The following is a 26,414-nucleotide window of genomic DNA, read 5'->3' on the forward strand; positions in this document are numbered from 1 at the left end:
TATGACAGAATACGCAATTAAATTAAACAACATCACTAAATCATACAATATGTATGCGAAACCGACGGATCGTTTTAGAGAAGCTTTGAATCCTTTCAAGAAATCGTACCATGATGTGTTCTATGCATTGAAAAATATTGATGTAGAGATTAAAAAAGGTGAAATGATTGGTTTTGTCGGTGAAAATGGTTCTGGTAAATCAACGATGCTCAAAATCATTACAGGCGTTTTGACTCCAACAAGTGGAACCATGGAGATCGAAGGAAAGATTTCTGCCTTACTTGAATTGGGTTCAGGTTTTAATCCAGAATATTCTGGGTATGAAAATATTTATTTAAATGGAATGGTTCTTGGCTTTTCACGTGAAGAAGTCGATGCGATGGTGGATGACATCATTGATTTCGCAGATATCGGAGACCACGTTTATCAACCAGTTAAAACTTACTCAAGTGGGATGTTCGTACGCTTAGCTTTTGCGGTAGCGATCAATGTCAATCCAGATATTCTGATTGTTGATGAGGCACTCGCAGTAGGTGACTTGGAGTTCCAATTGAAATGTATGGAAAAATTTACGGAAATCAAAAATTCTGGGAAGACGATTTTATTTGTTTCCCATGATATCAGCTCGATCCGTCGTTTCTGCGACCGTTCTTACTGGCTAAAAAATGGTGAAGTTGTAGAATTTGGTGATACGATGGATGTGACAACCAATTACGAAAACTTCTTAAAGAAAAAATCAGTAAAAACAGTAGATCGTAACAAAAATCAAGTGGAGCGTTTTGCTGCCCCAGATATCGTCGATGTGTTAAGTGCTGAGTTACTAGATGAAAACAAGCAACCAATCGATATGTTAGAACAAGGGGAAGATCTTTATGTCAAGGTTACTTATGAAGTGAAAGATGATACCATCAAAAAACCTGTATTAGGGATTGCCCTACGAACGGTCGATAATTTCTATGTCTGTGGCTTGAATACCTTACTGGACGATATCACGATTCCTTGGGAAAAAGGAAAAAACGTCTTTTATCTCAAGTATAAGAAGTTAGGCTTACTTGCTGGCGAATACTATTTCGATGTGGCGGTTTTTGAAGAAAATGCCACTGTTCCATTAGTTTATAAAACGAAGTATATGAACTTATTTGTGACGGGTTCTTATATTGGTGAAGGGATCGTGGTCTTGGATCACCAGTGGAAAGAAGGAGATCAAAACAATGAAGTATGATTTCGAAATGGATTTAGATGAACAAAGTAGCGTAGGTAAGATTGTCGGACAAATTAAACCAGGAAGTAAAGTCTTGGAATTTGGTCCAGGCAATGGACGCATGACGAAACATTTGATCGGTGCAAAAAACTGTGAAGTAAGCATCGTTGAACTGGACAAAGAACTATTTGATTACGTCAATGAAATTGCACAAGATGGTTTTTATGGCGATATTGAAAGTTTTGAATGGGCAAAATATTATGCTGGTCAAACGTTTGATTATATATTATTTGCAGATGTCTTGGAACATTTAGTGGATCCTTTGAAGACATTAAAAAAAGTCAGAGAGTTTCTAAATGAAGAAGGCGAGATTTTGATTACTTTTCCTAATCTCGTGCATAACTCTGTATTGATCCACCTCTTTAATAACGAATTGCCGTGGGCTTCGTTTGGGCTACTAGATGAAACACATAATTCATTTTATACCCACGAAGGCTTTCAAAAAGTATTTGCAAACGCTGATCTGCACATCAACATTGAAGATTATTTATATCTAGCAGTAGGGGATACTGAATTGAAGTCGGCATATACTGACTTACCAGAAGCAGTTCGTTATGATTTCAAAATGCGCCCATTTGGCGAAGTGTATCAATACTTCTTTTCATTGAAAAAACACCCAAATGTGGAAGCTAAAATCAATTCACCGCAAAATTCAAATTATGTCAAAATGATGGAAATCATCAAAAAGAGTACGCAAGAAGAAACATTACAGATCCCGTTCAATAATTATACGGGAGAAAACCAAGTATTGACTTTTCCACTGACAGAAGAACCGGTAAGTTTTATTTTTCAATTTGAAAAGCAACCAAGTTATCTTGAGTTCAGTGTTGAAGTAGACGGAGTAAAGCTTGATTTTATCGCATCGAATGCGGTCATCAAAACAGCGACAGACTGTTATATCTTTGATGGATCAGAAGCACCAAGTCTAGAATTGACCGATATAAGTGGAGAAACGATCAAAATCTCTTGCCATTATCGATTCATTGGTGAATTACCAGCAACGATGACTGAAGTCCTTAGAGAAATCAAACCTATGGCTGCTGTTCAAAAAGAACTATCTGCTGAAAACGAGAGATTAACAAAAGAAAACCAGCACTTGCAAATAGAGAATAAAGAGCTGACGAAAGTCTTGAAGACTACGGCTGATCGATATTTTGACTTGTTGCAGCCTAACAATTGGGCAATAAAGCCAAAAGGACGATTAGGGAGACCAAAAGAAACGGCAAAAAAAATCCAAGCCAAAGATCTTTCTCTTTGTATCGACGAAAAAAATTGGGATCCAGAAACAAAATTACTCAAAATCATTGGATGGGGAATTTCAAATGCGGAACGTAAACCTTTATCTTATAAGTTGTCTGTAGATCAATCACCATTCTTCGAGGTTCAGCAGATTGAGCGAGCCGAAGTGAATGAAGCCGAAAAACTTCCTCCCCATACAAAAGCTGGTTTTGAGATCCAGATAGCGTGTGAACAAGAAAAATCATTTTTGATTGAATTGATTGCAGAAAATGGGCAGTCTTGGCTAGTTGAAATATAAATAACTTATTAGGTAAAGGAGTACCAAACCAGTGCAAAAAAAAGAAATTGCTGTATTTATCGATAAAATCACTCGTGAGCGGGCGACCGGCGATTTATTGATCGTTGGTTGGGCAATCGATGAAGTAACGAAAGAAATACCGACGATCCAAGTTGAAAAAGAAAATATTATAGCAAAAAATACACCAGTCGTGCGTTTAGATATCAATCATCTTTATGATTTGGATGTAAAAACGCAAAGTGGTTTTAATCTTCGATTATCTGGAAAGATGAAGGGAAAAGCAATTTTAGATTTTCAAACGAAAGATCATCAAAATGGGATAGCCGTCAAATTGAATGGACGCTATCCTTATGATGATGGCATCGAGTCGAGTTTGGAAAAGAAAAAACGATTGTTAAAAAAAGGCTTGAACTATGCTCGAACGCATGGCCTAAAAAAGGCTGTACGTCGTGTGAAAATGGAATTGAAACCAGGTTCGATCGACTATGCACAATGGATCGCTAAGCATGAACAAATCGACGTTGCAGCACAAAAAACAAAAGCGCAAGCCTTTGCCTATCGTCCGTTGATTTCTGTCGTGATGCCAGTTTATAACGTAGAAATCAAATGGCTAGAAAAATGTATCGATTCTGTGATTGCTCAAACATATGACCATTGGGAATTATGTATCAGTGATGATGCCTCTACCGATCCTAAAATCCATAAATGTTTAGAACGTTATCAGCAAAAAGACTCACGGATCAAAGTTGTCTTTCGTGAGGAAAACGGACATATCAGTTTAGCCACGAACTCTGCACTTGAGATCGCTGAAGGGGAATTCATGGCATTACTTGATAATGACGACGAACTTCCTGTCAATGCATTGTTTGAAGTAGTCAATGTCTTGAATGATCGGCCAGAACTTGATTTGATTTATAGTGATGAAGATAAGATCGATGCTGATGGCAATCGCTTCGATCCTCATTTTAAAGCAGACTGGTCACCCAATACTTTGATGGGAAATAACTATATTTCTCATTTAGGCGTCTATCGATTAAGTATCGTCAAAGAACTAGGTGGGTTCCGAAAAGGCTATGAAGGTTCACAAGATTATGACCTAGTTCTTCGTTTTACAGAAAAGATCCCAGCAGATCATATTTATCATATCGATCGTGTCCTTTACCATTGGCGTACGATTCCAGGATCAACAGCTAGTAGTGGAGAAGCTAAAAGTTATATTTACGATTCTGGTGTGAAAGCTTTGACGGATGCATTAGCTCGCAGGAATATCAAAGGCCAAGTGCGTCCAGGAAGAATCTCAGGGTTTTATGAGATCAATTATGATGTCTTACAAGAGGATCTAGTCAGCGTCATCATCCCAACCAAAAATGGGTATGACGATTTGAAAATGTGTATTGATTCGATCATCGAAAAAACGACTTATCCTAACTACGAGATCATTGTAGCTGATAATGGTAGTACTGATCCGAAGATGCAAAATCTTTTCGACTCATATAAGGAACAACTAAAAGAACGCTTTATTGTCGAATTGATCGATATCCCATTCAACTATTCTCGTATCAATAACCTTGCGGCTGAAAAAGCTAGTGGAAAGTATTATTTATTCTTGAACAATGATACGGAAGTGATCGCTCCTAATTGGATGACAACGATGGTCTCATATGCTCAGTTTGATTCAATTGGCTGTGTGGGTGCAAAACTTTACTATCCAGATGATACGACGCAACATGCGGGTGTACTCGTTGGCATCGGTGGCGTCGCTGGTCACGCGTTGAATAATTATGACCGCACACATTGTGGCTATTTCGGACGATTAGTGATCGACGTCGATTATTTAGCAGTGACCGCCGCTTGTATGATGGTCAAAGCGGATGATTTCAAAGCGGTGGATGGCTTCGATGAGACATTACAAGTTGCCTTCAATGATGTAGACTTATGTCTTAAAGTCTATGAACTGGGCAGAAACAATGTGTATGCTCATCAGGTTGAACTATATCACTTTGAGTCAAAATCTCGCGGGTACGAAGATACGCCAGAAAAGCAGAAACGCTTTGCGGGTGAAATCAAAAAAATGCAAGATAAATGGCCCAAATATATCGCACATGATCCTTTCTATAATGACAATTTGACCAAACAAGGAATTGGCGATTTTTCATTACGGCCAGATTAAAGAGTAGTTGATATACCTTAGGAAAGACTTGGAGAATATTCAAGTTTTACTTAAGGTATATTTTTGTATGCCCCATTTTTATAGCAGAATCAAGCACATAAATCTGTCGTGAAAAACTTTGAATTTAGGTTACAATTTGGTTATTCACTATGTTTTTAAAGTGTGCTATGGTAAGATGATAGAGGTATTATTTTGTGGTTAGGAGTGTATACATGAATAAAAATGGAGAATGGAATGTTGCTCGTCGGATATTCATTATCATGCTGGATGTCTTAGTTTACAATGCAGCGATATATATAAGTTTTTTATTGAAATTTCAAGGAGAAATTCCCACACGGAATTTTGAGACCTTTCAACATTCTGCAGTGTTTATATCTATCATCTTTATCGTCTTGAATATTTTATTAGGGGCATACGTCTTCTATAATCGGATGATCAGTGACATTATATTTGTGACTGTAATAGGGCAAGTATTGATGTCTTTAGGTGTAATGGTGGTGACTTTCGCTGGTAGATGGTTTGCCTTTCCACGGGCAGTTATTCTTTTATCTTTGGTAGTAGGAACAGTTTTACTGAGCTTATACCGCATCTTGGTCTACAAATTATATTTGAAAGTCAGTAGAGACAAGAAAGTAGTGATCGTTGGACTTGAAAAAGATGTTGCTCCAGCAATCCAAAATTTCCAATCTAAAAAAAATAATAAACATAAAGTTGAAGCGGTCGTTATCGATAACTATTATGAAAACATCAAGAAGATGATCGATACAATCGATATCGTCTACTTGTCATCACATATTGAAGAAAATGAAAAAATCAAGATTTATCAATTAGTTACTAAGAAGGAAAAAAAATTATTTTTGAATACGACTTTTGAGAATTTAACAATGATCAATCCAAACATTATGAACTTTGAAGATGAAAGTATCATTGAAGCTTCTGGTTTCAAGATACAACCAGAAGATGAATTGTTCAAACGCTTATTCGACATTATCATTTCTTTTATCTTACTGATCCTTGCATCACCTTTCATGTTGCTTACAGCAATACTAGTCAAAGTGACTTCACCAGGACCAGTGATCTATAAACAAGTCCGTATCACTAAAAATCAAAAAGAATTTTCAATCTATAAATTCCGGTCAATGACAGCGACAGCGGAAGCAAAATCAGGACCTGTCTTAGCGAAAAGTAATGATGCTCGAGTAACACCAGTCGGTAAATTTATCCGTGCTGTACGTTTTGATGAATTGCCACAGATTTTTAATGTGTTAAAAGGCGATATGTCGATCGTCGGTCCACGCCCAGAAAGACCTTTCTTTGTGGATCAATTCAATGCAGAAAATCCTTATTATTATTTGAGACATAATGTCCGTGCAGGCATCACCGGCTATGCTCAAGTATATGGGAAATATGTTTCTGACTATAACAGCAAGTTACGCTTTGATTTGTTGTATATCAAAAAATATTCGTTAATGATGGATCTAAAGATCTTATTGCAAACGATCAAGATCCTTTTTGATAAAATGTCTTCCCAAGGGTTAGAAGAGGATGAAAATGCCAGCTCATTAAAAGAAATAGATTTTCCCCAAGAAAAAATTTATAGTTGAGTTGGAGGAGCTGAAAAATGAAAAAACCGATTTTCAGTATTATCGTTCCTGTCTATAATGCCGAAGATACGATCGAGCGTTCGATTAATAGATTGCAATCGTTAGAATTTAATGATTATGAAGTGATATTAGTGAATGATGGCTCTACGGATAAAACAGAACAGTTGATCCATCAATTAGTCGACAAAAATCCTAAGTTTCAATGGGTGACAACTAAAAACCAAGGACCAGGATTTGCACGTAATGAGGGGCTCAATCGTGCGAGGGGGGAATACATCCTCTTTTTTGATGCAGATGACACTCCGAATCGAGCAGTATTAAAAGAATATGAACAACTTTTGAAAAAACAACCGAATGCTGATTTGATTGTGAGTTCCTTCATATTTCGAACTATTGATGATGAAAAAGTAATCTCTGAAAAGATAAATCAGGTCACCGAACATCGATATACGAAACGAGAAGAATTTTTGCAAGACATGTACACATTGATGAATCAGCAACTGATGTATGTTGTTTGGAATAAATGCTACCGTAAAGATTTGTTAGAAAAATATAGTGTTCGATTCAAAAATTATAGTAGTTGTGAAGATCGAATTTTTAATTTAGATTATTTTGAATACTGTGATGAGGTCCTAATGAATCCTAGTATTGTTTATACCTATGAATTCCAAGGTGGCAAAGGAATAACAAATAAATATAATAAAAATAAGTTTCAAACATTTGAAGACTTTTATTTACGAGCAAATGAAGTGACAAATAATAATAATAAAGCAGGAATGGCTTCCCTTTTATTAAAAGGAACAACGTCAGTTCTTTTATCGATTGCTGAAACGTATCAGTTAACTAATATTGAAAAGAGACATGCAATAAAAGAAATTTTAAATAGTGATGTAATAAGAGAAGCGCGCTCGATTGCGTGTACTGATTCGATCATTAAAAAATTGACAAAGTTTTATTTCAACCTACCAAGTACAATCGCTTATCATACTATTATTTTTGCAAATAAGATCCAGCGAATTAGCCCGCGATTAATCGCTTTATTAAAAAGAAAATATTAAGTTCTTACAGTTAGTTAAGATCACGAAAAGGAGAAAAACATTTTATGAATATTGCTTTATTAACTGCTTCAGGTACTGGAACTAGAACAGGACAAGATATTCCAAAGCAATTCATCCATGTGAATAATATTCCAATCCTAGTTTATACACTGAAAGCTTTTGAAGAACATCCAGAGATTGATGAAATTTGTGTGGTTATTTTAAAAGGTTGGGAAGAAATGCTGACTGCTTATGCTAAGCAATTCAATATCACAAAACTAAAGTATATTGTTGAAGGTGGTAATTCTGGACAAGAATCAATTTATAATGGATTGAAAGAAATCTACAAAAAAAGAGCAAAAGATGATGTTGTATTGATCCATGATGGTAATCGACCTATGGTCAGTGAAAAAATCATCAGTGAGAGTATTGCAGTTTATAAAGAAAATGGAAATGCTGTAGCTGTTATTCCTTGTACAGAAGTTGTTTTCACATTAGAAGAAAAAGGAGAGACAAGTTCAGTAAATTCATTGAATCGAGATCTTTTAGTTCGTACACAAACACCGCACACGTATCAATTGGGTGAAATTATCGAAACCTACCAATTAGCAGAAGAAAAGGGAATTAATGATATGGCAGCTTCATGTCAGTTGATGCAAGTTTTAGGAAAAAAATCTTACTTTTCACCTGGATCAGAGAAAAATTTAAAAATCACTACTTTAGAAGATTTAGAAATTTTTAAAGCATTATTGAATTCAACAAATGATGACTGGATCAAGTAAGGAAGGTAAGAAAATGAATCTATTAGAAAACGAAACTTATCTTTCAAATCTAAAAATGTGTGTTCAAAAAACTACTGATATATTTCAAAAATTTAAAGATAAATCTGTCATGATCACAGGAGCAAGCGGATTGATTTGTTCTGCGGTGGTCGATTTATTGATTATCGCTAATCAAGAACTTGATTTGCAGATGACAGTATATACTCTTGGAAGAAATATCGAAAGATTAAAAACACGTTTTTCTACTTATTCGGCAAGTAAATGCATTGTACCAGTATTGTATGATGCGACGAAAGAGTTCACTTTTACTAATAAAGTAGATTATATTATTCATGGCGCGAGTCATGCGAGTCCTGAACTTTATTCAGAAAAACCTGTAGAGACAATGCAAGGCAATATTTTTGGGCTGAATTCATTATTGGAATTTTCAAAGAAAGAACAAGTTGATAGACTGTTATATGTATCATCAAGTGAAGTCTACGGAGAATTTAGTACAGATAGACCTTTACTTGAATCTGATTATGGTTATATTGACCTATTGAATCCACGATCTTCTTATTCTATGGGGAAACGTGCAGCTGAAACATTATGTGTTAGTTATTTAAAAGAATACTCAGTCAAGAGTGTAATTGTTCGTCCAGGACATATTTATGGTCCTTCAGCAAAACAAGAAGATAAACGTGTTTCCTCAGCATTTGTTTTAGATGCTTTGAAAGGTAAAAAAATTATTATGAAAAGCACAGGTAGCCAAATAAGATCCTATACTTATAGTCTGGATTGTGCTACTGCCATGCTATATGCACTTGTTAAAGGAAATCCTGGAGAAGCCTACAATATATCCAATCCATGTTCAATTATCAGTATTGCAGAGATGGCTAAAAAGATTGCGGAAATTGGGAATGTTGATTTGGAGTTTGATTTGCCTACTGCAGGTGAAGCAAAACAATTCAATCCTATGAATAACTCCAGTTTGAATAGCGAAAAGCTGAGTGCTTTAGGATGGAAAGCATTTTTTGATGCAAAAGATGGATTTAAGAATACTTTGGATATCTTATCAGAAAGTATCTTAAAATAATTCTATACTTTTAACCGTTATAGAGTATTAAATATAGAAAAATAGGTGATCAAGTGAACAAAGTGAAAAGAGTGTTACATTTTCAGGGGAGAATGGGCAAAGGTGGAGCCGAATCCTTCATGATGAATCTATATAGAAGAATCGACCGTCGTAAAGTACAGTTCGATTTTTTGATTTATGATGATTTTGCACATGTGACAGATTATCATGAAGAGATAAAAAAACTGGGTGGAAGAATATTTGTAGTGACTAATCCTAAAAAAAACATCATAAAGTATTGGTTTGAGGTTAGAAAACTTTTAGCAGAACAGCATTTCGATATCGTTCATAATGAAGTGTATTTTGGCGGAGGTATCAACCTGGTATTAGCTAGAAAACGAGGAATAACACAACGAATAGCACATAGTCATGCCACTAGTGACGGAAAATCGTCTAATTTTTTAATGAATTTACTAAGGAAATATTTACATCATTTACTTATTAAAGAAGCAACTGATTTTTTAGCTGTTAGTAAAGAAGCTGGAGATAGCTTATTTCAAGGTCATCCTTATGAGATTATTCATAATGGTATTGATTTATCATTGTATAAGACGGATGAAGATGTACGTGCGGAGAAAAGAGCGGAGCTGGGACTTTCCCCAAATGATTTTGTTATCGGGAATATTGGACGTCTCGAAAAGCAAAAAAATCAAACCTATCTCATTGATATCGTTAGCGAACTATTACAAAAGAAACCAGATGCAAAATTGTTGATTGTTGGAGCGGGTTCGTTGCAAAAAAGTTTAGAGAAACAAATAACTGAATTGAGCCTATCAAAAAATGTGTACTTGCTAGGTGAAAGAAACGACATTCCAGAGTTGTTTCAAGCTATGGATGTATTTTGTATGACATCTTTGTACGAAGGTCTTCCAATGGTCGGCTTAGAGGCTCAGGCAAGTAGAAAAAAACTCGTATTATCGAGTACGATTTCTCCAGACACGAAATTGACTCCAAACGTTACTTTTATTGGTCTTGATGAAGCTAAGGCAACTTGGTGTGAAGCAATTTTAAGTCAGCCTTTGAATAATGAAATAACACAAGAATTAATGGAATATGATGTTAGCCATACATTACAACAAATGTTAAAGGTATATAAGGTTTATTAGAGGGAGTAAACAATGTCTGATTATTTAAGTACAAAAGAAATCCATGAAGGTTTGCTAGATTTATTAAAATTTTTTGATCAGTTTTGTCAAGAACACGATATGACATATTTTTTAGCTGGAGGAACCTTACTAGGGGCCATTAGACATAAAGGTTTTATTCCATGGGATGATGATGCAGACATCATTATGCCAAGAAAAGATTACAATAAACTTATCAGCTTAGCACATAAATTGCCAGATTTTCTAGAATTAAAAGCTTTAGAAATCGATAATAAATGGGAATATGCTTTTACAAAAATAAACGATAAACGAACGTATATCGATGATGATTATCGAGTTGCCCAGCATGGATTATTTTTAGATATTTTTCCGATTGATTCTGTACCAGAAAAAACTTTTAGCCAAAAATTTTTAGTAAAAAGAATGAAGTTATTAGATGTTTTTAGAGGTGCAGAGAGTAAGAAAAAGTTTAAACCAGAAGAAAAATTTATTTTTATCAAAAAAATGATTGCTAAGTATGCTAGACGTAAGGGTGCGAATCACTTTGCTAGGAAGATGGATCAACTCGCTAAAATTACGAATGAGCGACAGATTGATTCTAGTTTAAAAGGAGTAAGTGTATCAACAATTTATGGAGTGAGAGAATTTTTGCCATCTAGTACTTTTTCTGAAGCTATCTATGTAGAGTTTGAAGACGCGAAGTTATCGATCCCAAAAAATTACAAAGTTTATTTAGAGAGTCTATATGGAGATTACATGCAATTGCCACCTTTAGAAAAGCAAAAAGGAGATCACTATAAAATAAAAAGACATAAGAAAGAAAAGTAGGTAATATAAATATGAGAGATAAATCTTTTACAGTTTCAGTGATTATGCCGACTTATAATGGTGAAAAAAATATCATTGAACAATTAGAATCAATCAAAAATCAAGAACGTATGCCTGATGAAGTATTATTATGTGATGATGGTTCAACCGATCGCACGGTTGAGATCGTAACTAATTTTATAGAAGAAAACCAATTATCTGGATGGCAGTTGTTGATCAATGAGGTAAACATCGGTTGGAGAGAAAATTTCATCCGCTTGATTCACCAAGCAAAGGGGGATGTGATTTTTTTTAGTGACCAAGATGATATTTGGTACCCGCACAAAATTAAACATATGTCTGAAAAGATTATGTCGGACCCGGAAAATATAAAAGTACTAGTTTCTAATTATGATGAGCTACTTGAAGAAAATGGTGTCTCTTATCCATGTGAAAAGAGAAAGATACCGACAAAACAACCAAATGATTATATTTATTTTTCTAAAAAAAATGTATTTTTAAATCGACCAGGATGGGTTTATGCTTTTCAAAAAGACTTTATTCCGACTTTCGATGAGTTTCTCGAAACATCACTTTATCCAGTTCATGATATGGCGATGTGGTCTACAGGTGTTTTAACAGACAAGTTATATCTACTAGATGAAAAAACAGGATTATGGCGAAAACATGGAAGTAGTGCCATGCAAATTGAAAATGAAGAAACAGAAAAAACTGCAGAAACTAAGAAAAATATACGTTTAGGAAAACTGGAGTTATTAAAAATTCTAACAGAATCAAATTTGAATTTTGTTCAACGAGTTGATGTGCCAAATAAAGAGTATAAAATAAAAACATTGAAAGCTTTATTAAAGGAATTAGAAACAAGATTAAAGATTATCGAAGAAGATAAACCAATGGCTGTGTTGACATCTTGGAACTCTTATACAGTTTTGCATTCTTTTCTAGCTGATATCTTATACTTTACAAAAAGCAGAGTGAATAAAAAATACCGGTAATAAATGGAGGAAAATACATGTCCAATAATAGTCTGTCGCCTAAAGATATATATTCTTTTTTTAGAGATCATTTAAAAGTATATGTTGTTTCATTTATAGTAAGTTTACTTCTTGTAGGTGGATTATTCTTCTATTCAAATTATTCTCAAAGTAAGATTGAAAATAATAATCAAATAAATCGTCCATTATTCTCATTTATTTTAGAAAATAGTCAAGGTAACATCATGACTGCTTCAGGGGCTGTAAAACAAGTATTTTTAACTAGTTTACAGGAAAAAAATCAATTTTCAGATGAGACACTTGAAAAATTAAGTGTAGGATACAATGATATCCAAAACACGATTGATGTTCAGTTTACAGATGATGTCCCAGAGCAAGAACAAAAACAAATATCTGAATTATTGCAAAAGGAAATGACTAATAACGAGTTACCATTTTTTGATAATAAAACGTTCTATTATATCAACAAAGATATCCAATATAATAAAACATTGCCAGCACAAGTGAGTGAAGGAATTAGTACAAAAAAAATCATTTTATTAGTATTAGTAATGATAGTTATTACATTGGGTCTAGGAACTCTTTTAGTAAGTTGGAAAGAGTACAGAACCAAAGTTATCACGCAAAAATTCACACTGGGAAATGATGTTCAAGCGATTGATATCAATTCCTTAGACTTATCAACAGTAGAAGAAAAACTAAATATTATCAATTCACTATTGAATGGCACATCTGAAAATAAATTTTTGGTTTTAGAAGAAAATAATACCATTGATAAAAATAAAATTTTCAAGCACGATGATACAAATATTTATTCAAATTTGAATCATATTATTGAGCCTGTGTCGTTTAAACCAGATGAAATTTTAATTGTTTGTTTTAAGAAAAATACGACAAAAAAATGGTATAGAGAACAATTAGAGATTGCAAAAGCTTTAACTAATATCATTAAAATAATCTATATATAAGGAGAACAGCATTGTACATTTATGTAGGAACATTCGCACTGCTAGCGGTATTGTCAGTTTTGGAATATTTTACTAGAAAAAAAATATTTTTTTATGCTGGTATCGTATTTTTAACGTGTTTAGCAGGTTTTAGATTTTCTACGGGATATGATTTTTCTTCCTATAACAATTTTTTTGATAGGTTAATTAATTGGGATAAAATATTCGATGGTAGTATTGATGCAGAACCTGGGTATCTTTTATTAAATTATATCGTACGTGAGCTAGGAATGAATTTTTCAACTTTTATCTTATTATTTTCTATAATAAGCATGTTATTGCTCGCTTATGCACTTAATAATTATTTTCCGGTTCCATCAATTGCACTACTCTATTACTACTCTAGATTTTTTCTAGTACGTGATATGGGGCAAATAAGATCTTCTATTGTGGCTATCATATTCTTATTGGCTTTACCAGCGTTCAAAAAAAGAAATTTAAGAAATATTATTCTACTTTCGTTAGTAGGTTCATTATTTCATATTGTTTCTATTTTTATTATTCCTGCGTATCTTTTCGTACAGATTGTTAAAGAGATCAACGTCCCTAAAGAAATATTTCTGATTTCATCTAGCGCATTTGTAGGAATCATTTTCTTTTTCCCAAATTTATTTAGGTTTATGATTCCAGATCGTTACTATGGTTACTTATCTGGGTACTATGCACAAGGTAGTTGGATTTTTAATCCGGTATTCATAATGCAATTAGTCATACTGATTGGCGCAACTATTTTCGTAAAAAACAACAATACAGTTTTTACAGAAAACTTTAATATAATATTGTCTTTATATTGCTTATCGACGATTCTGTTAGTGTGTTTCGGACCTTTAGCAACAATTGGTGGAAGAATCAGTACAATATTTTCAACAGTAGAAATTTTTATCGTACCCATTGTATTGGAGAAACTTTTTAAAAATAAATTTCTATTTTTAATAACTTTTATTTTGTTCAGCTTCTGTATATTTATTTTGATTTTTATTGTTTCTGGAGCATATAATTCATATGTCCCATACAATACGATATTCTTTAAATAATTAATAGTATTCAATAGATTAGCTTAAATACTACTAAGGTTAATTTGTAAGAAATATAGAGGCACAAGCACTATATATAAGATGGTTTTATTAAATAGTATGACAAAGTAGGTATTAATAATGAATGATAAAGCAAGAAACGTAATGAAAAACTTATACTATACTGTAGCTGCAAATTTTGCTACTTTAGGAATATCAGTGCTATTAAATCTATTTGTGCCAAAACTTTTAGGTGTTACTGAATATAGCTATTGGCAACTTTATGTTTTTTATTCGTCTTATGTAGGTTTTCTACATTTTGGTTGGATTGATGGCATCTACTTAAAAATTGGCGGAGAAGAATATGATCAGTTGAATAAACGAGATTTGGGTACACAGTTTTGGTATCTAATGATCTTTGAACTATTCTTATCTTTCTTTGTAGCTATATGGGCCTGGTTGTTTCTTCCTCATTCTGAGCAATCAGTCATACTTATCTTAACAGCAATAGTGTCAGTCGTGACGATTATAAAAACATTTGTTTTATATATTTTACAATCGACGAATCGAATCAAAGAGTATGCACAACTATCAAGAAATGATCGATATCTATATGTTTTATTTATTGCTATTTACTTTTCTTTAGGTGGTAGAAATTTTTTCTGGTTGATTTTATTAGATATCCTTTCTAAATTGTTGGTAACATTATGGGGAATGTCTTTGATTAAAGATATGTTAAATGTCAAATTAATCAATTTACGAGTTTTATTCCCAGAAATATTAGATAATATCAATATTGGTAGTAAATTAATGATTAGTAATATTGCGAGTATGCTGATTATTGGAACAATCCGTTTTTTTGTGCAACAAAAATGGACAATCGAAACATTTGGTAAGTTGTCATTCACACTAAGCCTTTCAAATATGTTTTTGACGTTCATCAATGCCATTGGCATTGTTATGTTTCCTTTATTAAGAAGGACGAATAAAGAGAGATTGCCTGAATTGTTTCGAATTCTTAGAGGATTATTTGTCCCATTAACGTACGGATTACTAATATTTTATATTCCTGCAAAAATCATTTTAAGTTTATGGTTACCGGAATATGCAGAAAGTCTTAGGTTTATGGGGATTTTATTCCCAATTGTCATTTATGAAGGAAGAATGTCATTACTGATCAATACGTATCTAAAAACTTTGAGAAAAGAAAAAACGATTTTATTTGTAAATATCATTACGTTAGGAGTAACATTACTTGCGTCTTTATTTGTGATTTTCATTGTTGGAAATTTAGATTTGACTGTTTTACTCATTTTAATTAGTTTGGCCCTACGTTGTAATCTGGCTGAATTTTTCTTATACAAAGATTTGCGATTAACAATAGGTTGGAAGCATGTTATTGAAACATTATTAACTGTGCTATTTATTTTAAGTAACGTACTATTCAATGCATCCTTCGCAAGCATGGTTGTATACGTCGTTATTTATATTGTATATCTTGCTTTTATACATCGATCAATTATTGCTAGCTATAAAGATTTTCGTATTTTACTAAAAGAACGTTAATCTAAATTTCTGTATAAAATCATTCATAAAAACGTCTCGTAAAAAATATTTTATTTTCTACGAGACGTTTTCGATTACACTGCATAGTGTTCAATATCTTATCATGGTAAAATAGGTTTATATTTTTTAATAAATAATTGGAGTGAATAAAGTGGATAAAATATTAATTACCGGTGGAGCCGGGTTTATCGGTTCAACAATGGCAAATCATCTAGGAGATCATAACGATATTGTAGTTATTGATGATTTATCAATGGGGAATAGAGAGAATTTAGATCAAACAAAAAAAATCACTTTTATTGAAGGTGATGTCAGTGATAAGCAAAAAATGGAAAAGATTTTGCAATCTCACCAGTTTGACTATATCTTTCATTTAGCTGCTATAGCTAGTGTTGCTGATTCCGTTGAACGGCCGTTGGAAACTCATCGAGTGAATTTTGATAGTGTCTTGATGTTACTTGAGTTGATTCGTAAGTATCAGCCAAATTTAAAGCGTATTGTATTTAGCTCTTCTGCAGCTGTTTATGGAGATGAACCAACACTACCTAAAAAAGAAGAGTCAGTTATTCGACCGTTGACGCCTTATGCTATTGATAAATTTGCCGCTGAACAATATGTACTTGATTATTGCCATTTGTATGATGTGCCAGGAACTGCGGTACGTTTCTTCAACGTATACGGTCCAAATCAAAATCCAAATTCGCCATATAGTGGGGTGATCTCGATTTTAGTGGATCGCTATAAAAAGCAACTTGCAGGTGAAAAAGCGTCATTTACTTTATTCGGCGATGGGAGTCAATCAAGAGATTTTGTCTATGTCGAAGATGTTGTGCAAGCTTTATTACTTGTTTCAAAAGAAGAAAAAGCATTAGGGCAACAATTCAATGTTGGAACGGGAAACAGTACAACTTTACTTGAGTTGATCCAGACAATCAATCAGATTCTTGAAGTTGAATTACTGTTAGATTATCAAGAGGAGAGAGCAGGAGATATCCATGACTCTTTAGCTGATATCACTAAGCTTTCAACCCTTGGTTACCAACCTAAACATAGCATACTAGATGGCATGAGAAAATATTTAGCAACAGAAATAAATATGACAAAATCATAAAATTTCTATATCTAGGGAACAACTGAGAAAACCTTGTATCAAGCCAAATTACTTATACAAGGTTTTCTTCATTCTTATTCAATTATCACAGATGACAGGTAAGCAAATTGCTTATTCATCATTTCCCATCAATTTATAAATCTGATCTCTAAGATCGGTGGCTGTTGTTTTATATTTTTTATCGGCTTGGATATTACTTTCTAATACAACTGCATCAGAGGTATCTTTTTTCATTGCTAATACCGCATGGAAACGATTGATGTTTCCTTGAGCAAATATGGTATCTCTCCCACTGTAGACCCCGCCGTTATATGGACGTCCATTCAAATTCTTTCCCCAAAGAGAAAAAAGTAAATCTTGTGGAATCAATTTTCCTTTTAATACTTTTGTAAAAAATTCATTCAAGTCATAGACGGACATACTGATATTTCCAGTTCCTAATTCATTACGTATATCTGTTTCAGATTCAGTCAAAGCTTGATGATAATCATCGTCTGGACTCATTTGATAAGAGACTGCGTGTTCTGAAGTGTTTTTGACTTGGTCATAGAAGGTCGTCTGTTTTAATTGTAAAGGAGTGATGATTTGGTCATACACCAACTTTTCGTATGGCTGATGAGTTAATTTCATTAAAATACCTGTTAGTAACGTGAAATTCAATGGTTCATATTTGTAACTTTGATCATTGGTATATTCGAGATGGTCTAGGGCAAACTGGATCACCTCTTGGTCATTCATCGGTACGGTCGGAGAAGCTGTTTTTTTCAATCCTGATCGCATATATAATAAGTCTTTGATCGTGATTTTATTGCTACCGTTGATTTGGGGATAAAATTTATCCAGTTTTGTATCTAGAGAAAGTTTCCCTATATCAACTTGTTTTAGAATCAGTAGTGCAGTCATTGCTTTTTGGATCGAGCCAATTTGATAATACAAAGATGGAGTATTTGGTTGCTGTGCTTCTTCGTTAGCGTATCCGTAGCCCTTTTCAAGGATCACTCGATTGTTTTTACGAATATAGATAGATCCGACATAATCATTTTTTTGTAATAATTGGTCGATTTGATCGGCAAGGACCTGTTCATCTTTGGTCAAATCTAGGGAATCGTTTGCCACTTGAATCGAGGCGGATACTCTTGACTGGGCCATTTCATAGGTAGCCCAAGTGATAATCCCAATAGTGACGACTAAAATGAATAAGCAGATTTTTTGAGAAAAAGAAAAATGGGAAGCTTGTTTTCTTCTTAAATGTTTCCTTGTGTTCATGTACATCAATCCTTCCTGTCAAAGAGCTTAGTGATTTAAATAAGCAGATTATTGTTATTTAGTAAATAAGAATTATTTTATTTTCTATTTTAAGCCGAAGATAATCGATTTACTACTTACAATTTTGACATAAGAATTGTTAAAAATAATTCACCTCCGCCTGAATTTCATGTATAATGAATAAAGTTATGAAGTTGATAGTAAGGAGGAGTTGTTTTGTCAGAAAACAAACAACATCCAGATGAGAAGAGACGACGACAAAAGAATGCAACTGATTCGACAGATGTAGTCAGTAAGCGAAAAGACCTACGTAAAAAAGAAGATAAAATCGTAGGAAAAATTATTTTAGTGATTGCGCTTACGTTGCTAATTATTGGATGTGTATTTGGTTTTACGGTCTATCGCTATATTGATAGTGGCTTAAAACCTTTAGACCCAGAGAATGAACAATTGGTTTCAATCGAAATCCCTAGTGGTTCTTCAAATAAGCAAATCGGAGAGATTTTAGAACAAGACCATATCATCAAGAGCGGTATCGTATTTAATTATTATACAAAATTTAAAAATATGACTGGCTTTCAGGCTGGCTTCTACCAATTAGCCCCTAACATGACGTTAGATGAAATCGGTAAAGAGCTCCAAGAAGGTGGAACCTCAGAACCTACAGAAGTGGCAGATGGGAAGATCACGATACCAGAGGGATTTGATGCAGAGCAGATTGCAGAACGAGTAGCAAAAATCACTGGGAAAGATAAACAGGAATTTTTAGATCTACTAAAAAACGAAGCCTTTTTCACGGAATTGACCCAAAAATATCCTGATTTATTAGAAAGTGCAGCTAAGGCAGAAAACACCAAGTATCGCTTAGAAGGTTACTTATTCCCAGCGACTTATGATTACTATAAAGATATGTCACTCAAAGATCTGATCATTCAGATGGTCGATAAAACGAATACCGTGTTACAACCATACTTCTCAACGATCAAGCAGCAAAATCATACGGTTCAAGAAATCATGACACTTGCTTCATTGATCGAAAAAGAAGGGGTATCTGAATCAGATCGTAAAAATATTGCCAGAGTTTTCTATAATCGGATTGACATAGGGATGCCATTACAATCAGATATTTCTATTTTATATGCGTTAGATGAACACAAAGAATTTGTCTCTTATGAAGATACGGCAGTCGATTCACCATATAATCTTTATACAAATAAGGGATATGGTCCAGGACCGTTCAATAGCCCGAGTGAAGCAGCTATCCAAGCTGTTGTTGAACCAGCAGAGAATGATTATTATTATTTTGTCGCAGATATCTCTACAGGTGAGGTTTATTTTGCAAAAACATATGAAGAGCATATAGAATTAGTACAAAAATACGTAAATAATTAAAATTGAGCGCTGGCTGTAACTTTATTTATTTTTAGAAAAACATTTACATTTTAGAAAAAGCATGGTAATCTTTTTTGGACTGTAGTCCGTAAAAGATTACCTTTTGCGGTATTCCATAGAAAAAGGAGAAGAGTTATACATGGTAGAAAAAGTATATCCTATGACGCTTGAAGGAAAAGCGAAGTTAGAGCAAGAATTAGAAGAATTAAAAACAGTTAAACGGGGAGAAATCATTGAACGAATCAAAATTGCCCGTGGCTTTGGTGATTTATCTGAGAACTCAGAATATGAGGCAGCTAAAGATGAACAAGCTTTCGTAGAAGGACGTATCACGACAATCGAGAATATGATCCGTTTTGCACAGATCATTGACAATGATGGCGTTGATTCGGATGAAGTATCTATTGGTAAAACAGTGACGTTCATTGAGTTACCAGATGGTGAAGAAGAAGAGTATACGATCGTGGGAAGTGCTGAGGCAGATCCTTTCTCAGGAAAAATCTCAAATGATTCACCGATTGCACAAGCTTTGATTGGCAAATATAAAAATGATGAAGTAACAATTTCAACACCTGGTGGCGATATGCAAGTAAAAATCGTCAAGGTTGCGCAAGCATAAGTTGAAATTTAGACACAGATAATCAATTATTGGTTTGTCTATACAAAAAGGTCTGGGATCATGACACAAAGTCCCAGGCCTTTTGCTGTAGAAAGCGATAGTTACATCTAAAGTCCTATAGCATCTCGAAACAAAAATAGGTATGATAAAAAAGAGAATGAAAAGGAAAGGAGAATAGCGATGAATAGCTCTTGGCGCTTTTTTATAGTAGTAGAAGCCTTACTATTGATCTTTGCAGTTTGGCAAATCGTAAATAATGTTGAATTATTACTATTAGTTTTATTTGGTATTTTTAATATCTATCTTGCATTGCGAAAATCACCGAGATCGGGATTTCAGAATTTTCAATTTGTACTAGGTGGACTAGTTATTTTTTTCAGTTTGATCAATAGTCCTGCGCTATGGATAATGGCAGTCTTTGCTGTCTTGTTCATCGGTCTTAAAGGTGTAGAGATTTCTGGGATCGATCTAACCAAAAATGCTTTTTGGCGAAAAAAACAAATCATTATGGTTCAAACAGAGCAAGTGAAGTCCCACAATAATGAACGAAAAAAACAACAATTATTCGGTAACCAGCGAATTGGTAATGATGTGTACGAATGGGATGATATTAATATCTCTCTACTTTCAGGAGACACGATCATCGATTTAGGGAACACCTTGTTACCTAAAGACGATAATATCGTTATCGTCAGAAAAGGAATCGGTCGGACACGCATCTTAGTTCCTTTAGGGATTGCAATCAGTCTCGAACATGCAACGTTAGTAGGAAATGTACAATTTGAAGAAGAACAATTTGCATTGAAGAACGAGTCGATTAAAATCTATAGTAACGATTACGATGAAAATCCACGTCGTTTAAAAATCATTACGAACACATTACTTGGGGATATCGAGGTGATTCGAGCATGATAGAGAAACTTTCTCGACCGATGCTAGCTATTTATGCTTCGATCGCCTCATTTATCGTCATTTTATTTTCTTTTTTTACTTATTTTTACGCAAGTAATCAAACTCATTTTTGGCGTACTTTATTAAGTGCCAGAATTTTATACGTGCCATTGATCTTTCACTTACTAGCAATTTCGTCAGGTGTCGGTTTAATTGTTTTTTTGATTGTCTCTCTTTTACAAAAAGCACGTTATGGGAAAATCGAAGAGCAGTTACGGGCAATTTCATCCGGTAACTATGAAGCAAAAGTTTTAAATGATTCCTTACCAAGTGCATCTGACGATATATATGTTAAAGAAATTGAAAAGGAAATCACTAAAATCAAAGAAAAAATGATCGAAGTGTCAAGTGAACTTCAAATATTGACGAGTCGACCTCAATATGTCGATGGACAAACAAAAGAAGAAATCTTAGAATTAGAAAGACATCGTTTAGCGCGTGAGCTACATGATTCAGTTTCCCAGCAATTATTTGCAGCGATGATGATGATGTCTGCTCTGACGGAACAAGCAGAAAAAAGTGATACGCCTGAAATGTTTCGTAAACAACTAAGGATGGTAGCAGATATCATCAATGCTTCACAATCTGAAATGCGTGCGTTGCTACTACATTTGCGACCAGTCAATCTTGAAGAAAAAAGTTTGAAACAAGGGATTGAACAATTATTAAAAGAATTAAAAAACAAGATACAAATTGCATTGAAATGGGATATTGAAGATATCACTTTGTCTGATTCGATTGAAGATCATCTCTTTCGGATCGTTCAAGAATTACTTTCAAATACGTTACGCCATGCAAAAGCAAATGAATTAGAAGTGTATCTGCATAAAATCGATAATAATCTTTTATTACGAGTGATCGATGACGGTACTGGCTTCAATATGAATGAAACAAAAACTGGCAGCTACGGACTAAACAATATTAGAGAACGTGTAGCAGGTATTGGTGGGACAGTAAAAATCATTAGTTTCAAAGGACAAGGGACAAGTGTAGAAATTAAAGTTCCTTTAATAAAGGAGGCGGAAAAATGATAAAAGTATTACTAGTCGATGATCATGAAATGGTACGTTTAGGGGTTTCTTCCTATTTGTCGATCCAAGAAGATATCGAAGTAATCGGAGAAGCAGAAGATGGACGAAAAGGCTACGAAAAAGCCATGGAACTTCGTCCGGACGTGATTCTAATGGATTTAGTCATGGAAGAAATGGACGGGATCGAATCTACAAAAGCAATCCTCAAAGATTGGCCAGAAGCAAAAATCATTATTGTCACGAGTTTTATTGATGATGAGAAAGTATATCCGGCTATTGAAGCTGGCGCAACAGGCTACTTACTTAAAACATCGACAGCCCATGAAATCGCCGATGCGATCCGCGCGACTCAAAGAGGTGAACGTGTGCTTGAACCTGAAGTAACCTCGAAAATGATGGAAAAGATGAGTCGGCGTAATGAGCCAATCTTGCACGATGATTTAACGAATCGTGAAAATGAGATTCTTATGTTGATCTCTGAAGGAAAGAGCAATCAAGAAATCGCAGACGAATTGTTTATTACTTTGAAAACAGTCAAAACACATGTTTCTAATATTTTAACAAAATTAGAAGTGGAAGATCGTACGCAAGCTGCCATATACGCATTCAAGCATGGATTAGTGAAGTAAGTAGACTTATGACTTATGATCTAAACAGTAAGCACATTTTTGCTAAGTATAAATTGGAACATAAATTATAAAGTATCCCTGTTTTCACATTGATAAGGGAAAACAGTACCCTGATCCAAAGCAAAATGTTATTACTTTTGTTTTGGATTTATTTGTGTTTGCTAATTACAAATTACATTGTTTGTTATTTTGAATTCTTTGTTATCATGTTCTTTTCATTTGGGTCTTTTTATAGTTTAATATATTATAGGACAATATAAGTTCGATTTAAAAAATAAAGGAGAATGTCATGAGAAAAAATTGGATAGGCATGTTATTAAGTTTCTTATTACTGTCAGGCTCGATCACGCCAAGTGTTTACGCATTATCGATAAACGATAGAACAAATACGTCACAAGGAAGTACTTCGCAAACAAACGAAACTACAGCAACATCATCTAATGTCCCTTTGATAGAAAGTACTAATCCCACCACAGAGGAAACCACAGGAACAACAGAAAACTCTGCAGAAAATTCATCTAAAGATATTTCTGTTGATGAAGTTCATTTCCCAGATCAAAATTTCCGTCAAGTATTGATTGAAATGATGGAGAAGAATCATAGTAACGTATTATCCGATGAATTATTGGCTACAACTGAGTTGGATCTTAGTGGTAGAAATATCAAATCATTGGATGGTATCGAATATTTTAAACAGTTAAAAAAACTGGAAGTTCAAAATAATGAGTTAGAACAAGTAGATGTCTCGGCTCTTTCAGAGTTAACTTACCTTGATGTTTCTAAAAATAAACTGTCAACAATTGATTTGTCGATGAATGATCATTTGACTTATTTTAACGGGAAAGAACAATTGATTAATGCAGAAGCATCAAAAGATGATCGTGAATGGGTGATCAATCAAGACAATCTAAAACCGGAATTAAATAAGATCGATATTAACTCAACTAATTGGGAATACAATGGATCCGTTTTTACTACTGTTGAACCTTCGGCACTAAATTATAGTTACCAAGTAGAGTTTTCACAAAAAGCAATTTTAGAAGAAACATCTAATCGCTCACTAGATATCACTGTAGACGTGAAATTTTTAGAACAAAATAGCGTTGAATCAATTATTCCAAAAGAAGAAAAAATAGAAATGATCCAAGGCGAAACTAAACAACTTGAGTATTCGCTTGTTCCAGAAAATGCTGAGATTATTACTCCAAATTGGGTATCAGTAGACAATAATATTGTTGAAGTGGATGAAAAGGGTCTGGTGACAGCAAAAGCAATCGGTGAAACAGAAGTATTATTAAAAGATGGCGAGAGAACATTAGGAAAGTTCAACATACAAGTAGAAAAAAATAACAATGATTCAATAACCCAAGCGAATCGCCCAGAACAAACGGTGAGCAATCGTGCAGAAGTTTCTAAACCATCCGTCAGTTATCAAACACACGTGCAAACTTACGGTTGGCAAAGTACCGTAGCTGATGGTGCTACTGCAGGTACGATTGGTCAAGGTAAAAGAATTGAAGCCATTAAAATCCAATTACCAAATAATTCATTAAATGGCGATATTGAATATAGTAGTCATGTACGAACGATTGGCTGGCAAAATTATGTGAAAAATGGTGCTACATCAGGAACGACAGATCTTTCTTTACGAACAGAAGCAATTAGGATTCGCTTGACTGGAGAGATAAGTGAACAATATAGCGTCTATTATCGTGTGCACTCAGCTTATTTTGGTTGGTTAGGTTGGGCAAAAGATGGCGAAGATGCAGGTAGTTCAGGATTTGGGTACCAAATGGAAGCTATCCAGATCCAACTAGTCAAAAAAGGAGAAGTTGCCCCAACTCAGAGCACAGCTTTCTATGACAAAGATAAACTCCCTAATCCTAATGTCAATTACCAGACGCACAGTCAGTCAGTCGGGTGGCAACCCTATCAGTCAAATGGTTCAACTGCTGGAACGATGAATCGTGGATTAAGAATAGAGGCTGTAAAAATAAATGTTTCGGATACACCAATCCCTGGCTCCATTGAATATTCTAGTCATGTGCGTTCTATTGGTTGGCAAAATTATGTGCGAGATGATGCGATTTCCGGAACAACTGATCGTAAACTTCGAACAGAAGCAATTCGAATACGTTTAACTGGTCAGTTAGCAGAACACTATGATGTTTATTATCGCGTGCACTCAGCTTATTTTGGTTGGCTAGGTTGGACAAAAAATAATGGCAATGCAGGAAGTGCAGGATTTGGTTATCAGATGGAAGCTATGGAAGTAAGGCTGGTAGCCAAAGGGCAATCTGGACCAGCAGCTAGTACTGCCTTTTATGATAAGGATACAATAAAAAATCCTAATGTTAATTACCAAACGCATAGTCAATCGATTGGTTGGCAAGGTTATCAAATGAATGGTGCAACTGCGGGAACAGTGGGACGTGGCTTTAGATTAGAAGCATTACGAATGAATATCTCTAGTACACCTATTCCAGGAACAATAGAATATAGTACACACGTTCAATCGATTGGCTGGCAAAACTATGTGAATAATAATACTCTTTCGGGAACAGAGGGTAGAAAATTACGAGCTGAAGCGATAAGGGTGAGATTAACTGGTCAGTTAAGTCAACATTATGATGTCTATTATAGAGTTCACTCTGCGCAACTTGGATGGTTAGATTGGGCCAGAAACGGTCAAAATGCTGGGACGTCCAATGTAGCATTACAAATGGAAGCTATCCAAGTTGTACTAGTTAAAAAAGGAGCACCAGCGCCAGGACCTACGTCAAATCCGTACCAAACCTCAATCAATCATCTATTTGTAATGGGACATGGAGCAGGAGATCCAGGGGCTTCATATAACGGTATCAACGAGCGAGACTTTACAAGAAATGAACTTATGCCATATTTACAAAAATGGGCAGGGCGCTTAAAAACAAATCGTATAACCTTTTATGATACAAATGCGGATATGTTCCAAGACACTCGTAGAATGCAGGGTGCGTATACGATTAGTAGTAGTTTTTCTTCTGTAACAGAATTTCATTTAGATGCAGGAGCGATTGGTATTAGTACTGGTGGGCATGTGATTGCGCATCGTAACGGCAACTCATATACGACACAAAATTATGCCATTGCTAATGTGATACGCACACATGTAGGTTTATGGGGCTCTGTTCAAAATACCGGTGGTATCAACTTAAGAAGTGATTTATTGAATTTGAATGTACTACATTCTCGTGGTATCCCTTATCGACTAGCGGAACTAGGATTTATCACCAATACTCGTGATGTAGAAAATATTCGTAGAAACATGGATCAAATTGCTAAAGGGATTGTAGAAGGAGTGACAGGAGAAAGATTGTAAAGTAATCATTTCTGTTTTATCAATTTTTTATCAA

Annotated in this window: 21 protein-coding genes; 20 read left to right on the forward strand and 1 reads right to left on the reverse strand. The window is 34.4% G+C overall.

The window, feature by feature from the left end:
* Position 1: 1 nt before the first annotated feature.
* The 14 genes from IGJ49_RS04225 to IGJ49_RS04290 all read left to right on the forward strand — a co-directional run bounded on the left by IGJ49_RS04225 (position 2) and on the right by IGJ49_RS04290 (position 17,131).
* Positions 2 to 1,222: an ABC transporter ATP-binding protein gene (locus IGJ49_RS04225; RefSeq protein ID WP_010735938.1), complete on the forward strand. Its 1,221-nt coding sequence runs from the start codon at positions 2 to 4 to the stop codon at positions 1,220 to 1,222.
* Positions 1,212 to 2,798 (forward strand): class I SAM-dependent methyltransferase, encoded by a 1,587-nt coding sequence (locus IGJ49_RS04230; protein WP_226076859.1) that lies wholly within the window; start codon positions 1,212 to 1,214, stop codon positions 2,796 to 2,798. The genes IGJ49_RS04225 and IGJ49_RS04230 overlap by 11 nt, the downstream gene beginning before the upstream one ends.
* A 31-nt stretch (positions 2,799 to 2,829) precedes the next feature.
* On the forward strand, positions 2,830 to 4,968 hold the full coding sequence (locus IGJ49_RS04235; RefSeq protein WP_023519370.1) for a glycosyltransferase family 2 protein: 2,139 nt from the start codon (positions 2,830 to 2,832) through the stop codon (positions 4,966 to 4,968).
* Positions 4,969 to 5,180: 212 nt separating this feature from the next.
* Positions 5,181 to 6,572 carry a sugar transferase gene (locus tag IGJ49_RS04240; protein WP_010735935.1) on the forward strand — a complete coding sequence of 464 codons (1,392 nt, stop codon included), beginning with the start codon at positions 5,181 to 5,183 and terminating at the stop codon, positions 6,570 to 6,572.
* 17 nt (positions 6,573 to 6,589) lie between these two features.
* Entirely contained in the window at positions 6,590 to 7,630 is a 1,041-nt protein-coding gene (locus IGJ49_RS04245) for a glycosyltransferase family 2 protein (protein WP_104775517.1), read from the forward strand.
* 44 nt (positions 7,631 to 7,674) lie between these two features.
* Positions 7,675 to 8,391: an IspD/TarI family cytidylyltransferase gene (locus IGJ49_RS04250; protein ID WP_010735933.1), complete on the forward strand. Its 717-nt coding sequence runs from the start codon at positions 7,675 to 7,677 to the stop codon at positions 8,389 to 8,391.
* Between the two features lie 13 nt (positions 8,392 to 8,404).
* The gene (locus tag IGJ49_RS04255; protein WP_438722515.1) at positions 8,405 to 9,466 is read left to right on the forward strand and encodes an NAD-dependent epimerase/dehydratase family protein; all 1,062 of its coding nucleotides are present in this window, start codon (positions 8,405 to 8,407) and stop codon (positions 9,464 to 9,466) included.
* A 62-nt stretch (positions 9,467 to 9,528) separates the two neighbouring features.
* Entirely contained in the window at positions 9,529 to 10,611 is a 1,083-nt protein-coding gene (locus tag IGJ49_RS04260) for a glycosyltransferase family 1 protein (protein WP_034691703.1), read from the forward strand.
* Between the two features lie 12 nt (positions 10,612 to 10,623).
* Positions 10,624 to 11,439 carry a LicD family protein gene (locus tag IGJ49_RS04265; RefSeq protein WP_438722517.1) on the forward strand — a complete coding sequence of 272 codons (816 nt, stop codon included), beginning with the start codon at positions 10,624 to 10,626 and terminating at the stop codon, positions 11,437 to 11,439.
* 11 nt (positions 11,440 to 11,450) lie between these two features.
* Entirely contained in the window at positions 11,451 to 12,434 is a 984-nt protein-coding gene (locus IGJ49_RS04270; RefSeq protein WP_010735929.1) for a glycosyltransferase, read from the forward strand.
* Between the two features lie 17 nt (positions 12,435 to 12,451).
* The gene (locus IGJ49_RS04275; RefSeq protein ID WP_010735928.1) at positions 12,452 to 13,402 is read left to right on the forward strand and encodes a hypothetical protein; all 951 of its coding nucleotides are present in this window, start codon (positions 12,452 to 12,454) and stop codon (positions 13,400 to 13,402) included.
* An 11-nt stretch (positions 13,403 to 13,413) separates the two neighbouring features.
* The gene (locus IGJ49_RS04280) at positions 13,414 to 14,475 is read left to right on the forward strand and encodes an EpsG family protein (RefSeq protein ID WP_010735927.1); all 1,062 of its coding nucleotides are present in this window, start codon (positions 13,414 to 13,416) and stop codon (positions 14,473 to 14,475) included.
* 120 nt (positions 14,476 to 14,595) lie between these two features.
* The gene (locus tag IGJ49_RS04285) at positions 14,596 to 16,020 is read left to right on the forward strand and encodes a lipopolysaccharide biosynthesis protein (protein WP_010735926.1); all 1,425 of its coding nucleotides are present in this window, start codon (positions 14,596 to 14,598) and stop codon (positions 16,018 to 16,020) included.
* 151 nt (positions 16,021 to 16,171) lie between these two features.
* On the forward strand, positions 16,172 to 17,131 hold the full coding sequence (locus IGJ49_RS04290) for an NAD-dependent epimerase/dehydratase family protein (RefSeq protein ID WP_010735925.1): 960 nt from the start codon (positions 16,172 to 16,174) through the stop codon (positions 17,129 to 17,131).
* 111 nt (positions 17,132 to 17,242) lie between these two features.
* On the opposite strand, the gene IGJ49_RS04295 is transcribed toward IGJ49_RS04290, so the two are convergent.
* Positions 17,243 to 18,397: a serine hydrolase domain-containing protein gene (locus tag IGJ49_RS04295; RefSeq protein ID WP_438722521.1), complete on the reverse strand. Its 1,155-nt coding sequence runs from the start codon at positions 18,395 to 18,397 to the stop codon at positions 17,243 to 17,245.
* A 216-nt stretch (positions 18,398 to 18,613) separates the two neighbouring features.
* Between IGJ49_RS04295 and mltG the strand changes: the two genes are divergently transcribed.
* From mltG to IGJ49_RS04325, 6 genes are all read left to right on the forward strand, one after another.
* Positions 18,614 to 19,789: an endolytic transglycosylase MltG gene (gene mltG, locus IGJ49_RS04300; protein WP_224434607.1), complete on the forward strand. Its 1,176-nt coding sequence runs from the start codon at positions 18,614 to 18,616 to the stop codon at positions 19,787 to 19,789.
* 139 nt (positions 19,790 to 19,928) lie between these two features.
* A complete protein-coding gene (greA, locus tag IGJ49_RS04305) occupies positions 19,929 to 20,408 on the forward strand; it encodes a transcription elongation factor GreA (protein ID WP_010735922.1) in 480 nt (159 codons plus the stop codon).
* Between the two features lie 180 nt (positions 20,409 to 20,588).
* A complete protein-coding gene (gene liaF, locus IGJ49_RS04310; RefSeq protein WP_010735921.1) occupies positions 20,589 to 21,320 on the forward strand; it encodes a cell wall-active antibiotics response protein LiaF in 732 nt (243 codons plus the stop codon).
* A complete protein-coding gene (gene liaS / locus IGJ49_RS04315; RefSeq protein ID WP_019723158.1) occupies positions 21,317 to 22,390 on the forward strand; it encodes a two-component system sensor histidine kinase LiaS in 1,074 nt (357 codons plus the stop codon). The genes liaF and liaS overlap by 4 nt, the downstream gene beginning before the upstream one ends.
* Entirely contained in the window at positions 22,387 to 23,019 is a 633-nt protein-coding gene (locus IGJ49_RS04320; protein WP_438722525.1) for a response regulator, read from the forward strand. The genes liaS and IGJ49_RS04320 overlap by 4 nt, the downstream gene beginning before the upstream one ends.
* A gap of 289 nt (positions 23,020 to 23,308) precedes the next feature.
* On the forward strand, positions 23,309 to 26,380 hold the full coding sequence (locus IGJ49_RS04325) for an N-acetylmuramoyl-L-alanine amidase (protein ID WP_438722527.1): 3,072 nt from the start codon (positions 23,309 to 23,311) through the stop codon (positions 26,378 to 26,380).
* Positions 26,381 to 26,414: the final 34 nt, after the last annotated feature.

This window comes from Enterococcus sp. AZ171 (assembly GCF_051714005.1).
Lineage (GTDB): Bacteria > Bacillota > Bacilli > Lactobacillales > Enterococcaceae > Enterococcus_B > Enterococcus_B pernyi.

Coding starts and splice junctions, on each gene's coding strand:
- IGJ49_RS04225 (WP_010735938.1), top strand. CDS start 2: ATGACAGAATACGCAATTAAATTAAACAACATCACTAAATCATACAAT.
- IGJ49_RS04230 (WP_226076859.1), top strand. CDS start 1,212: ATGAAGTATGATTTCGAAATGGATTTAGATGAACAAAGTAGCGTAGGT.
- IGJ49_RS04240 (WP_010735935.1), top strand. CDS start 5,181: ATGAATAAAAATGGAGAATGGAATGTTGCTCGTCGGATATTCATTATC.
- IGJ49_RS04245 (WP_104775517.1), top strand. CDS start 6,590: ATGAAAAAACCGATTTTCAGTATTATCGTTCCTGTCTATAATGCCGAA.
- IGJ49_RS04250 (WP_010735933.1), top strand. CDS start 7,675: ATGAATATTGCTTTATTAACTGCTTCAGGTACTGGAACTAGAACAGGA.
- IGJ49_RS04255 (WP_438722515.1), top strand. CDS start 8,405: ATGAATCTATTAGAAAACGAAACTTATCTTTCAAATCTAAAAATGTGT.
- IGJ49_RS04265 (WP_438722517.1), top strand. CDS start 10,624: ATGTCTGATTATTTAAGTACAAAAGAAATCCATGAAGGTTTGCTAGAT.
- IGJ49_RS04270 (WP_010735929.1), top strand. CDS start 11,451: ATGAGAGATAAATCTTTTACAGTTTCAGTGATTATGCCGACTTATAAT.
- IGJ49_RS04275 (WP_010735928.1), top strand. CDS start 12,452: ATGTCCAATAATAGTCTGTCGCCTAAAGATATATATTCTTTTTTTAGA.
- IGJ49_RS04285 (WP_010735926.1), top strand. CDS start 14,596: ATGAATGATAAAGCAAGAAACGTAATGAAAAACTTATACTATACTGTA.
- IGJ49_RS04295 (WP_438722521.1), bottom strand. CDS start 18,397: ATGAACACAAGGAAACATTTAAGAAGAAAACAAGCTTCCCATTTTTCT.
- greA (WP_010735922.1), top strand. CDS start 19,929: ATGGTAGAAAAAGTATATCCTATGACGCTTGAAGGAAAAGCGAAGTTA.
- liaF (WP_010735921.1), top strand. CDS start 20,589: ATGAATAGCTCTTGGCGCTTTTTTATAGTAGTAGAAGCCTTACTATTG.
- liaS (WP_019723158.1), top strand. CDS start 21,317: ATGATAGAGAAACTTTCTCGACCGATGCTAGCTATTTATGCTTCGATC.
- IGJ49_RS04320 (WP_438722525.1), top strand. CDS start 22,387: ATGATAAAAGTATTACTAGTCGATGATCATGAAATGGTACGTTTAGGG.
- IGJ49_RS04325 (WP_438722527.1), top strand. CDS start 23,309: ATGAGAAAAAATTGGATAGGCATGTTATTAAGTTTCTTATTACTGTCA.